Source organism: Pseudomonas sp. FSL R10-2189 (assembly GCF_009600325.1).
GTDB classification, from domain to species: domain Bacteria; phylum Pseudomonadota; class Gammaproteobacteria; order Pseudomonadales; family Pseudomonadaceae; genus Aquipseudomonas; species Aquipseudomonas helleri.
In genome coordinates, this window is the sequence record NZ_WIVZ01000004.1 from 215,502 (window position 1) to 228,012 (window position 12,511).

General features: G+C 59.4%; 11 protein-coding genes. 7 read left to right on the top strand and 4 right to left on the bottom strand.

From position 1 onward, the window contains the following. Nucleotides 1-230: 230 nt before the first annotated feature. Nucleotides 231-1,688: a membrane-bound lytic murein transglycosylase MltF gene (gene mltF, locus GHO32_RS05405; protein ID WP_153333435.1), complete on the bottom strand. Its 1,458-nt coding sequence runs from the start codon at nt 1,686-1,688 to the stop codon at nt 231-233. 285 nt (nt 1,689-1,973) lie between these two features. Between mltF and purL the strand changes: the two genes are divergently transcribed. Continuing rightward, entirely contained in the window at nt 1,974-5,870 is a 3,897-nt protein-coding gene (purL, locus tag GHO32_RS05410; RefSeq protein WP_048368191.1) for a phosphoribosylformylglycinamidine synthase, read from the top strand. A 158-nt stretch (nt 5,871-6,028) separates the two neighbouring features. Continuing rightward, a complete protein-coding gene (locus GHO32_RS05415) occupies nt 6,029-6,340 on the top strand; it encodes a YqfO family protein (protein ID WP_153333433.1) in 312 nt (103 codons plus the stop codon). A 75-nt stretch (nt 6,341-6,415) separates the two neighbouring features. Here GHO32_RS05415 and GHO32_RS05420 read toward each other — a convergent pair whose 3' ends face one another. Together GHO32_RS05420 and GHO32_RS05425 are read right to left on the bottom strand one after the other, a co-directional pair. Next, a complete protein-coding gene (locus tag GHO32_RS05420; protein ID WP_153333431.1) occupies nt 6,416-6,982 on the bottom strand; it encodes a murein L,D-transpeptidase family protein in 567 nt (188 codons plus the stop codon). Nucleotides 6,983-7,017: 35 nt separating this feature from the next. After that, nucleotides 7,018-7,575: an NUDIX hydrolase gene (locus tag GHO32_RS05425; protein ID WP_048368188.1), complete on the bottom strand. Its 558-nt coding sequence runs from the start codon at nt 7,573-7,575 to the stop codon at nt 7,018-7,020. A gap of 145 nt (nt 7,576-7,720) precedes the next feature. On the opposite strand from GHO32_RS05425, the gene GHO32_RS05430 reads away from it, so the two are divergent. From GHO32_RS05430 to purT, 5 genes are all read left to right on the top strand, one after another. Beyond that, nucleotides 7,721-8,323, top strand: coding sequence for a CoA pyrophosphatase (locus tag GHO32_RS05430; protein WP_153442788.1), 603 nt, complete (start codon nt 7,721-7,723; stop codon nt 8,321-8,323). A gap of 41 nt (nt 8,324-8,364) precedes the next feature. After that, nucleotides 8,365-8,892, top strand: coding sequence for a gamma carbonic anhydrase family protein (locus GHO32_RS05435; RefSeq protein ID WP_123749686.1), 528 nt, complete (start codon nt 8,365-8,367; stop codon nt 8,890-8,892). Then, the gene (locus tag GHO32_RS05440) at nt 8,885-9,094 is read left to right on the top strand and encodes a DUF1289 domain-containing protein (protein WP_123749687.1); all 210 of its coding nucleotides are present in this window, start codon (nt 8,885-8,887) and stop codon (nt 9,092-9,094) included. The genes GHO32_RS05435 and GHO32_RS05440 overlap by 8 nt, the downstream gene beginning before the upstream one ends. 128 nt (nt 9,095-9,222) lie before the next feature. Then, on the top strand, nt 9,223-9,693 hold the full coding sequence (locus GHO32_RS05445) for a VUT family protein (protein WP_048368183.1): 471 nt from the start codon (nt 9,223-9,225) through the stop codon (nt 9,691-9,693). 91 nt (nt 9,694-9,784) lie between these two features. Continuing rightward, on the top strand, nt 9,785-10,966 hold the full coding sequence (purT, locus tag GHO32_RS05450; protein ID WP_153333429.1) for a formate-dependent phosphoribosylglycinamide formyltransferase: 1,182 nt from the start codon (nt 9,785-9,787) through the stop codon (nt 10,964-10,966). Between the two features lie 78 nt (nt 10,967-11,044). On the opposite strand, the gene GHO32_RS05455 is transcribed toward purT, so the two are convergent. Beyond that, nucleotides 11,045-12,361, bottom strand: a complete 1,317-nt coding sequence (locus GHO32_RS05455) for an MFS transporter (protein ID WP_153333427.1) — start codon at nt 12,359-12,361, stop codon at nt 11,045-11,047. Nucleotides 12,362-12,511 lie beyond the last annotated feature (150 nt).

Genomic DNA, 12,511 nt, shown 5'->3' on the forward strand with positions numbered 1-12,511 from the left:
GGTGCCTCGCTGTGGCTCGGCATGCCCTCACCACAGGCCTTGCTACGTGGGCCCGCCGCGATCGGCCATCCCTGGCCGTGTCGCGGCTAACCCGGCGTCCTGCCGGGTTACCCTCTGCGCAAAACCTGCGTTCGGCCAGCGTGGTTTAACGGGGCCTCTTAGATCAAGATCAACAGATCGCGAGCAAGCTCGCTCCTACAGTGTGATCTGGTCCTACGCGATAGTGTGTTTTACAGCTGTGGTTCTTCTTTGGGCTTGGTCTTGTCGATGCCGGGGATGTGCAGTTTGCCGTCGGCCACCTGGTCGCCTTCAAGCTGTGGCTGTGTGGCCCAGGTGAGGATGTCGTAGTAACGACGGATGTTGGCCACGAAGTGCACAGGCTCGCCGCCACGGGCGTAGCCATATTTGGTTTTGCTGTACCACTGCTTCTGCGCCAGGCGAGGCAGGATTTTCTTCACGTCCAGCCACTTGTTCGGGTTCAGGCCTTCTTTGGCTGCTAACTTGCGTGCGTCATCCAGATGCCCGGTGCCCACGTTGTAGGCCGCCAGTGCAAACCAGGTGCGGTCTGGCTCGGCGATATCACTGTCCAGTTGGTCCTTGATATAAGCCAGGTACTTGGCGCCCCCCATAATGCTTTGCTTGGGGTCCAGCCGGTTGGACACGCCCATGGCCTGCGCGGTGTTTTGGGTCAGCATCATCAGCCCGCGAACCCCGGTTTTAGAGGTCACGGCGGCTTGCCATAAGGATTCCTGATAGCCCATGGCTGCCAGCAGGCGCCAGTCAATCTGCTCTTTTTTCGCGGCATCCTTGAAGAACACTTCGTACTTGGGCAAGCGCTGTTGCAAGTGCTGGGCAAAGGTGTAGGCGCCCACATAGCCCAATACATCAACGTGCCCGTAGTAGCGGTCTTTAAGGCGCTGCAGGGTGCCGTTTTTCTCGACCTTGTCCAGGTAGGTGTTGATCTCGTTGAGCAAGCTGTTGTCTTCGCCTGCGACTACGGCCCAGCGCTGGTTGCGGGCATCGCCCAAATCAAAGGCTACGCGCACGTTGGGGAAGTACACCTGGTTCATGGCCATTTCGTTGGAGTCGACCAGGGTCAGGTCGATTTGCCCTTCATCGACCATGCGCAGCAAGTCGACGACTTCAACGGCGTCGGACTCGTCATATTCGATACCGGGATATTGCTTCTTAAGTTCGGCAAGCTGTTCGGCGTGGGAACTGCCCTTGAGTACGGTAATGCGCTTGCCGACCAGATCGGCCGCCGTGGTAGGGCGTGATTGCCCGTTGCGGTAAATGATCTGCGGCGTGACTTCGAGGTACGGGTGAGAAAACTTGGCTTGTGCGAGGCGGTTATCGCTGCTGACCAGACCGGCAGCAGCTAAAACCGGGCCGTCAGGTTGGCCCAGCTTGTTGAAAAGGTCATCGAGGTTGTCAGCCGTTTCGATTTCCAGCTTGACGCCCAGATCGTCGGCAAAGCGTTTGACCAGCTCGTATTCAAAGCCGGTTTCACCGTTCCGATCTTCAAAATAGGTGGCCGGGCTGTTACGGGTGATCACCCGCAGTACCCCATCCTCCTTTACGCGCTCAAGGGTGCTGGGTTTTTCAACGCAGGCACCGAGCATCAGGAAGAGTCCGGTTACGAGCAGCCACTTGGCCCCACGCTGGCGGAATGCAGTTAGAGAAAACATGCGCGCAGTATACGCAAAGCGGCACGGGTGCCATATCTCGACAATCTGTGGGCATTCTGATAACAGCCTTCAAAAACGCTGCAACCCTTATGGAATGGGGGTTGCGCCAGGGTTTAAAGATCATTACCGACCATCTGTTTAGCCACTGATAGCCATAAAGAATAAGGATTTGGTCGATTAACGACGTTTGGCGTACGTCTAGTGTGCCGTTTCGGGTGCCGTGACCGAAGGTTTAGGCTAGAATGCCGGGCCTCAAAGCACACCCCTCCCGAGGCTGTCCCGAAGATGTTGATCCTGCGCGGCGCTCCTGCCCTTTCTGCCTTTCGCCACAGCAAACTCCTTGCACAACTGAGCCTCAAGGTTCCGGCTGTCAGTGGTTTGTATGCTGAGTTCGCCCACTTTGCCGATGTCACCGGTGATCTGACCAGCGATGAACAGCAGGTACTGGCTCGTCTCCTGAAGTACGGCCCAAGCGTGCCGGTCCAAGAGCCAAATGGCCGACTGTTTTTGGTGTTGCCGCGGTTTGGCACCATTTCTCCTTGGTCGAGCAAGGCCAGCGATATTGCCCGTAACTGTGGCCTGGCGAAAATCCAGCGCCTGGAACGCGGTATTGCTTTCTATGTGGCCGGTCAGTTCAGCGACGCCGATGCCGAGCTGATTGCATCGGTTCTGCATGACCGCATGACCCAAATCGTACTGGGCGACCTGGAGCAGGCCGCCGGTCTGTTCAGCCATGCCGAGCCAAAGCCGCTGACCGCCATTGATGTGCTGGGTGGCGGTCGCGCCGCGCTGGAAAAAGCCAACGTCGAGTTGGGCCTGGCGCTGGCTGAAGACGAAATCGACTACCTGGTCAATGCGTTCAATGGTCTGGGCCGCAACCCGCACGACATCGAACTGATGATGTTTGCCCAGGCGAACTCCGAGCATTGCCGCCACAAGATCTTCAACGCCAGCTGGGACATCGACGGCCAAAGCCAGGAAAAAAGCCTGTTTGGCATGATCAAAAACACCTACGTGATGCACAGCGAAGGCGTTCTGTCGGCTTATAAAGACAACGCATCGGTGATCGTCGGTAGCGTTGGCGGGCGTTTCTTCCCGAACCCTGAAACCCGCCAGTACGGCGCGGTGCAGGAGCCTGTGCACATCCTGATGAAGGTTGAAACGCACAACCACCCAACCGCCATTGCCCCGTTCCCGGGTGCAGCGACCGGTTCCGGTGGCGAAATTCGTGACGAAGGTGCAACCGGCCGTGGTGCCAAGCCAAAGGCAGGCCTGACCGGCTTTACTGTGTCCAACCTGCAAATCCCGGGCTTTACCCAGCCGTGGGAAGTGCCGTATGGCAAGCCAGAGCGCATCGTGACGGCGCTGGACATCATGATTGAAGGCCCGCTGGGTGGCGCGGCGTTCAACAACGAGTTCGGCCGTCCGGCCCTGACCGGTTACTTCCGTACCTTCGAGCAGTCCATCACCACCCCGCACGGTGATGAAGTGCGCGGTTACCACAAGCCGATCATGTTGGCGGGCGGTATGGGCAACATCCGCGCCGAACACGTACAAAAAGCCGAAATCACCGTTGGCGCCAAGCTGATCGTGCTGGGTGGCCCGGCCATGTTGATCGGCCTGGGCGGCGGTGCTGCCTCGTCTATGGCTACTGGCGCAAGCTCGGCCGACCTGGACTTCGCTTCGGTACAGCGCGAAAACCCGGAAATGGAACGCCGCTGCCAGGAAGTGATCGACCGTTGCTGGCAACTGGGTGACAAAAACCCGATCAGCTTCATCCACGACGTGGGTGCGGGCGGTTTGTCCAACGCCTTCCCTGAGCTGGTCAACGACGGCGACCGTGGTGGCCGTTTCGAACTGCGCAACATTCCAAACGACGAGCCGGGCATGGCCCCGCACGAAATCTGGAGTAACGAATCCCAGGAACGTTACGTTCTGGCAGTCAGCGCTGAAGACTTCGAGCGCTTCCAGGCCATCTGCGAGCGTGAGCGTTGCCCGTTTGCCGTGGTGGGCGAGGCAACTGCCGAACCACAACTGACCGTTACCGACAGCCATTTCGGCAACAGCCCGGTAGACATGCCACTGGAAGTGTTGCTGGGCAAGGCGCCACGCATGCACCGTTCGGTGGTACGTGAAGCTGAACTGGGCGATGACTTCGATCCGGCGGCGCTGAACGTGGGCGAGTGCATCGAGCGCGTTCTGCACCACCCGGCAGTCGCCAGCAAGAGCTTCCTGATCACCATCGGTGACCGTACCATCACCGGCCTGGTTGCCCGTGATCAAATGGTCGGCCCGTGGCAGGTGCCGGTGGCAGACGTTGCCGTTACCGCGACCAGCTTTGACGTGTACACCGGCGAAGCCATGGCCATGGGCGAGCGGACTCCGCTGGCACTGCTGGATGCTCCGGCATCGGGCCGCATGGCCATCGGTGAAACCCTGACCAACATCGCGGCCTCGCGAATTGGCAAAATCTCTGACATCAAACTGTCCGCTAACTGGATGTCGGCGGCTGGCCACCCAGGTGAAGACGCGCGTCTGTACGACACCGTGAAAGCGGTTGGCATGGAGCTGTGCCCTGAGCTGGGCATCACCATTCCGGTGGGCAAAGACTCGATGTCGATGCAAACCCGCTGGAACGATGAAGGCACCGACAAGAGCGTGACCTCGCCGCTGTCGCTGATCGTCACCGGTTTCGCCCCGGTGCTCGATGTTCGCCGCACCCTGACCCCAGAACTGCGCATGGACAAAGGCCTGACCGATCTGATCCTGATCGACCTGGGCCGTGGCCAAAACCGTATGGGCGCTTCGATCCTGGCCCAGACCTACGGCAAGCTTGGTAAGCAGGCCCCGGACGTTGATGACGCAGAAGACCTCAAGGCCTTCTTCGCCGTAATTCAAGGTCTGAACGCTGATGGCCACCTGCTGGCTTACCACGACCGTTCTGACGGTGGTTTGCTGACCACTGTGATGGAAATGGCGTTTGCCGGTCACTGCGGTCTGAACCTGATCCTCGATTGCCTGGCCGACAGCGTTGGTCAATTGCCGGCCGTGCTGTTCAACGAAGAGCTGGGTGCCGTGATCCAGGTTCGCCAGGACGCTACCGCTGACGTGCTCGCACAGTTCAGCGCGGCCGGTCTGGGTGAATGCGTGGACGTGATTGGTCAGCCGCTGAATAACAGCGAAGTCACCATCAGCTTCCACGGTGACAAAGTGTTTGTTGGCCAGCGCGGAGAATTGCAGCGCCAGTGGGCTGAAACCAGCTTCCAGATCCAGCGTATGCGTGACAACGCAGACTGCGCACAGCAAGAATTCGACGTGCTGCTGGAAGAAGACAACCCGGGCCTGACCGCTCAGTTGAGCTTTGACGTCAACGCCAACATCAGCGCGCCGTACATCAAAAAAGGCATTCGCCCACAAGTTGCCGTTCTGCGTGAGCAGGGCGTTAACGGTCAGGTTGAAATGGCAGCGGCGTTTGACCGTGCCGGTTTCAACGCGATCGACGTGCACATGAGCGACATTCTGGCCGGCCGTGTCGACCTGAACGAGTTCAAGGGTCTGGTAGCGTGCGGTGGTTTCTCTTACGGCGACGTACTGGGTGCCGGCGAAGGCTGGGCCAAGTCGGCCTTGTTCAACGCCCGCGCACGTGATGCGTTCCAGGGCTTCTTCGAGCGTACCGACAGCTTCAGCCTGGGTGTGTGCAACGGTTGCCAGATGATGTCCAACCTCAGCGAACTGATTCCGGGCAGCGAGTTGTGGCCGCACTTCGTGCGTAACCGCTCCGAGCAGTTCGAAGCCCGTGTTGCCATGGTTCAAGTGCAAGAGTCGAACTCGATCTTCCTGCAGGGCATGGCCGGTTCGCGCATGCCAATCGCCATCGCTCACGGTGAAGGCCACGCGGAGTTCGCCAGCCCTGAAGCGCTGTTGCAAGCCGATCTGTCGGGCACCGTTGCCCTGCGTTTCGTCGACAACCACGGCAAGGTCACCGAGAACTACCCGGCCAACCCGAACGGCTCGCCGCGCGGTATTACCGGCCTCACCAGCCGTGATGGCCGTGTGACGATCATGATGCCGCACCCTGAGCGTGTGTTCCGCGCCGTACAGAACTCGTGGCGTCCTGAAGAGTGGAACGAAGATGCGCCATGGTTGCGCATGTTCCGTAACGCTCGCGTCTGGGTCGATTAAGGCATTTTGAAGTTCAATGCCCGCTAGACGCATATCCCTTGTGGGAGCGGGCTTGCTCGCGATGGCATCGACGCGGTTTAACAGAAACCGTGTTGACTACATCGCTGGCAAGCCAGGCTCCCACAGGTTTCCAGGCATGTTCAACAGAGTGTTCGCTTATGTACAAGCTCAGCTTTTTCGTTCCGCCAAGCCATGTTGACGTGGTCAAAGATGCCGTATTCGCCGCCGGTGGCGGTCGCATCGGCAGCTATGACCACTGCGCCTGGCAGACCATGGGGCAGGGCCAGTTTCGAGCGCTGGACGGCAGTCAGCCGTTTATCGGGCAAACCGGTCAGGTCGAGTATGTCGGCGAATGGAAAGTTGAGCTGGTCGTGGCAGATGAGTTGATTCAAGCCGTGGTGGCTGCGCTCAAGCACAGCCACCCGTATGAAACACCTGCATACGACGTGTGGCGCCTGGCTGATATCTAACCCGGCGCTGCAGTAAAAAGCCCGCTGGCCCTTATGGGGGGCAGCGGGCTTTTTAGTGCGCGGCGTTTTTGCAGGTTAAGGGCGTATCTCAACCATCGTGCCGTCTTTGACCATGTTCCAGACTTCGCGCATTTCGTAGTTTTTCATGGCGATGCAGCCATCGGTCCAGTCCAGCGTGTGGAACAGCTCTTCGGGGTTGTCTTCCGAGTCTGGCGTGCCGTGAATCATGATCATCGAACCCGGATTCACCCCTTCACGCCGAGCCTTGGCGGCATCGCTGATGTTGGGGTAGTTGATGTGCATGGCCAGGTTGAACTTGTCGCTGCGCTTGCGCCAATCCACCCAGTACAGCCCTTCGGGGGTGCGCTTGTCGCCTTCCTGTAATTTTGGCCCTTTCGGCTGTTTGCCCAACGAGATGCGATAGCTTCTGATCACTTTTCCATCGCTGATCAGCTCGAGTCTGCGCGCAGACTTGATCACCAGGATCTTGTCGACCGATTTGCTGGCACTGGTCCGTTGTGACGCTTGGGGTGGTTTAAGCACCTGTTCTTTGTCGACGGGCTTACCGTTGATAGTCATGACTACAGCGGCTTGGCAAGTAACGGCAAACGACAGGCAAAGTGCAGCAAGCAACCAGCGCATTAGGGAGGTATTCCTGAGGTACAAGGCGAACATCATTATTGTGGGGGTGTTATCAACTCTGGCAGCGGCGGTACCGCCTCGCTGCGCACAGGGTAAGCCTGTGTCGGGCGATCAGAAAAAAAGCATTCTAGGGTACGGCTCACAGTGCGAAAAGCTAACTCGGACCAAGGGATATCGGCCTCATCAAACAGCCGCACTTCGAGGCTTTCTTCACCGGCGGCAAAGTCGGGGCTTTGCAATTGGGCGCGGTAGAAAATATGCACCTGATTAATGTGGGGTACATCAATCAGCGTGTAGATCGCCAACTGCTGAACCTGGGCGCACGCTTCTTCGAGGGTTTCGCGGCGGGCGGCCTGTTCGACTGTTTCGCCGTTTTCCATAAAGCCTGCGGGCAGTGTCCAGAAGCCTTTGCGCGGTTCGATGGCGCGACGGCACAGCAGCACTTGCGTGCCCCAGGTGGGCAGGCAGCCGGCGACAATATTCGGGTTCTGGTAATGAATCGTGTGGCAGTGGTCGCAGACATAACGCAGGCGCGAATCGCCCTGCGGGATATGTTGGCTGACAGAGTTGCCGCACTGACTGCAAAATTTCATGCTGTGCTCTCGCGCTGTGGCGCCTATCTTGGGGCTGAGACGAATTTACGGCAAGCCCCACTTTGTGCCCTGCGACAGTCTGGGGCTTGGGTGCCTTGGGCAATTTGGTGCATGATGCCCGATAAGTGACGGATCGAGATGACCTATGCTGGATGAGCTACTTAGCCGTATGAGTCGCTACACCCCACGGACGCTGGAAACAGACCGCAGCTTTCCGGAGGCCGCGGTACTGTTGCCGGTGACGCGCAGTGACAAGCCTGAACTGATTTTGACCCTGCGTGCCAGCGGGTTGTCGACTCACGGCGGTGAAGTGGCTTTTCCGGGTGGGCGCCGCGACACCGAAGACCCGGACCTGGTGTTTACTGCCCTGCGTGAAGCCGAAGAAGAAATCGGTTTGCCGCCGGGGCTGGTCGAGGTCGTCGGGCCTCTCAGCCCTTTGGTCTCATTGCACGGTATCCGTGTCACGCCTTATGTGGGGCTGGTCCCGGATTACGTCGAGTATCTGGCTAACGATGCCGAAATCGCGGCGGTGTTCAGCGTGCCGCTGGATTTCTTCCGCCAGGACCCGCGCGAGCACACCCACCGTATCGATTACCAGGGGCGCAGTTGGTATGTGCCCAGTTACCGTTTTGGTGTTTACAAGATCTGGGGCCTGTCGGCGATCATGATCGTTGAGTTGATGAACCTGCTGTACGACGACGTCAACATCAGTCTGCACACCCCGCCTGAACGTTTTATCAATGTATAGAGCTGTCTGCAGACAGCCACGCCTGCCTTGAGGACATCAGTATGAAATATCGCTTGGGCGATTCCCGTGTCGACACACATCCCGACAGTTGGGCGGCCCCCAATGCCACCCTGATCGGCAAGGTCCGTCTGGAAGAGGGCGCCAGTGTCTGGTTTAACGCTGTGTTGCGCGGCGATAACGAACTCATCCTGATTGGCAAGCACAGCAACGTGCAGGACGGCGCGGTGATGCACACCGACATGGGCTACCCGCTGACCTTGGGCACCGGCGTGACCATTGGCCATAACGCCATGTTGCACGGCTGCACCGTGGGCGATTACAGCCTGATTGGCATTAATGCGGTCATCCTCAACGGCGCTAAAATCGGCAAACACTGCATCATCGGCGCCAACTCGCTGATCGGCGAGGGCAAGGAGATCCCGGACGGTTCGCTGGTCATGGGCTCACCGGGCAAAGTGGTGCGTGAGCTGACCGAAGAACAGAAAAAAATGCTCGAAGCCAGCGCGGCCAGCTATGTGAAAAACGGCCAGCGCTATGCCCGCGACCTGGCGGTGCAAGACGATGAGTGACGCCGAGCGCCCGGTCGCCTCACCGTGCGTGAGCATTTGCGCACTGGACGACGATGACATCTGCACCGGCTGCCAGCGCACCGTGGCTGAAATCACCCGTTGGAGCCGCATGACCAACCCCGAGCGCCGCGAAGTGCTGGCCTTGTGTCATGAGCGGGCCAAATCCAGCGGCGTGATGTGGGTGTTGGGCAACCAATCCTGAACGTGTAGGAGCGAGCTTGCCTCGCGATCTTTTGATCGTCTAAAAGATCGCGAGGCAAGCTCGCTCCTACAAAAAAATGCATGACTCAAGTACCCTGTGCGCCTTAATTTGAGGTGCCACCCGCAACCATGCTGTTTCTAATCGCTTACATCGCCAGCGTTGTGCTGATCAACTACGCGTTCTCCTCGGCGCCGCACCTGGACATCATCTGGTCAGCCTGGGGTGGGCTGGTCTTTGTGTTGCGCGACATGGTGCAAACGCGCTTCGGTCATGGCGCGTTGATAGCCATGCTGGTCGCGCTGGTGTTGTCCTATATCACCTCCGATCCCTCGATTGCCCTGGCCAGTGCCACCGCCTTTGCGGTGTCCGAATGCATAGACTGGCTGGTGTTCAGCATCACCAAGCGCCCGCTGCATGATCGCCTGTGGATCAGCTCGGCGCTGAGCATCCCGATTGATACCTTTATCTTCTTCGGCATGATCGACGCCTTTACCCCCGGCGTGATCATCACCGCGATGGCTTCAAAATTTGCCGGTGTGACCTGTGTCTGGCTGGCCATGGCCTGGCGGTTGCGCAAAGCCAACCAAGCTAAAGCCTGACACGCTGGATCATGTAAAATGCTGGCCTTTCTTCCCGGCAGGCGCGAGCGTTGCACGCGCCTTCGATGATTTGCTTCCTTGAGGACCTGAAATGACCCGTATCGGAACTCCACTGTCGCCGACCGCGACCCGCGTATTGCTGTGTGGCTGCGGCGAGCTGGGTAAAGAAGTCGTCATCGAATTGCAGCGCTTGGGCGTTGAAGTGATCGCCGTTGATCGCTATGCCAATGCCCCGGCCATGCAGGTTGCGCACCGCAGCCACGTGATCAACATGCTCGACGGCGCCGCGCTGCGTGCCGTCATCGAGCTGGAAAAGCCGCACTTCATCGTTCCGGAAATCGAAGCCATCGCCACTGCGACGCTGGTCGAGCTGGAAGCCGAAGGCTTTACCGTGATCCCAACCGCGCGTGCCACCTCGCTGACCATGAACCGCGAAGGCATCCGCCGCCTGGCCGCTGAAGAGCTGGACTTGCCTACCTCGCCGTACCACTTCGCTGACACCTTCGAGGACTACAGCAAAGCGGTCGAAGACTTGGGCTTCCCGTGCGTTGTCAAACCGGTGATGAGTTCGTCGGGCAAAGGCCAAAGCCTGCTGCGCAGCGCTGACGACGTGCAAAAGGCCTGGGACTACGCGCAAGAAGGCGGTCGGGCGGGCAAAGGCCGGGTCATTATCGAAGGCTTCATCGACTTCGATTACGAAATCACCTTGCTTACCGTGCGTCACGTAGGCGGCACAACTTTCTGTGCGCCGGTCGGCCATCGTCAAGAGAAGGGCGATTATCAGGAATCCTGGCAGCCACAGGCCATGAGCCCGATCGCTCTGGCTGAGTCCGAGCGCGTCGCCAAAGCGGTGACTGAAGCACTGGGCGGGCGTGGTCTGTTTGGCGTTGAGCTGTTTATCAAAGGCGATCAGGTGTGGTTCAGCGAAGTGTCGCCGCGCCCCCATGACACCGGTCTGGTGACCCTGATCTCGCAAGACTTGTCGCAGTTTGCACTGCACGCCCGCGCCATTCTGGGCTTGCCGATTCCGTTGATCCGTCAATTCGGCCCATCGGCGTCGGCCGTGATTCTGGTAGAAGGCCAGTCGACCCAGACCGCATTCGCCAACCTCGGCGCCGCCCTGAGCGAGCCGGACACCGCGCTGCGTTTGTTTGGCAAGCCGCAAGTCAATGGCCAGCGCCGCATGGGCGTTGCCCTGGCCCGTGACGAGTCGATTGAAGCGGCCCGCGCCAAAGCCACCCGCGCCGCCCAAGCGGTTGTTGTAGAGCTGTAACCCGACCTGTAGGAGCGAGCTCGTCTCGCGATCTTTTGAGCTTTAAAAGATCGCGAGGCAAGCTCGCTCCTACAGTCGTTATGCGACCTTGTTCAGGTCCGCTTCTCTGGTTTCCTTCAGGCACAGCACAGCGATCAAGCTGAGCACCGCTGCGCCCGAGACATACCCGCCCACCCAGCTCAAACCGCCCATCGCCACCAGCTTCTGGGCGAAGAACGGTGCGGCCGATGCGCCGACAATCCCGCCAAGGTTATAGGCCGCAGATGCGCCGGTGTAACGCACGCGGGTCGGAAACAGTTCCGGAAGCAGGGCGCCCATGGGAGCAAAGGTCACGCCCATCAAAAACAGCTCAATGCACAAGAACAGCGCCACGCCCCACGTAGTGCCGTGGGTGAGCAGCGGTTCCATCAAAAAGCCGGACAGAATCGCCAGCACGCCACCGACCACCAACACCGGCTTGCGCCCGTAACGATCGCTGGCCCAGGCCGACAGCGGCGTCGCGGCGGCCATAAACAGCACGGCAAAGCACAGCAGGCCCAGGAACGTTTCGCGGGTGTAGCCCAGGGTTGCCACGCCATAGCTCAGCGAAAACACCGTGGAGATGTAAAACAGCGCATAACACACCACCATCGAGGCGGCGCCCAGCAGCATCGGTGCCCAATACTGCGCAAAGAGCTCGACGATCGGCATTTTCACCCGTTCGTGTTGCGCCACGGCTTTGGCGAACACCGGGGTTTCTTCCAGCTTCAGGCGCACATACAGGCCGACCATCACCAGTGCGGCGCTCAACAGGAACGGAATCCGCCAGCCCCACGAGCGGAACTGCTCGTCGCTGAGGGACATGGCCAGTATCAGGAACAGGCCGTTAGCGGCCAGAAAGCCAATCGACGGGCCTAATTGCGGGAACATGCCGAACCAGGCGCGCTTGCCTTTTGGCGCGTTTTCGGTAGCCAGCAAGGCCGCGCCGCCCCATTCGCCGCCTAACCCCAGGCCTTGGCCGAAGCGCAGCACGCACAGCAGGATCGGGGCCCAGGCGCCAATGGTGGCGTAGCCCGGCAACACGCCGATCAAAGTGGTACACACGCCCATCAGCAGCAGGGACGCCACCAGCGTGGATTTGCGCCCGACCCGGTCCCCAAAGTGGCCAAACAGGAATGAGCCCAGCGGGCGAGCGAGAAAGGCGATACCGAAGGTCAGAAAGGCCGACAGCATTTGTGCGGTGCCGGACGTTTGCGGGAAAAATACCGGGCCAATGACCAATGCTGCCGCCGTGGCATAGACATAAAAGTCATAGAACTCGATGGCCGTGCCAATAAAGCTGGCCGTGGCAACGCGGGCCGCGGAATTGGCCGGTTTATCAGGCGAGGCTTCGCTGTAAGTGGTGCTGGAGGTCATGCGCATATCCCTGACAGTTATGAGCTCGTGGTCGCTATCCGCCTTGGCGGCTGGATATGCCGGAGCAATTGTTATGGTCGTTAAGCCCTGAGGCTGGGTGTAAACGCGGTTCGGGATGGGAACAAGCGCTGATCGAACGTGCAGCCACCC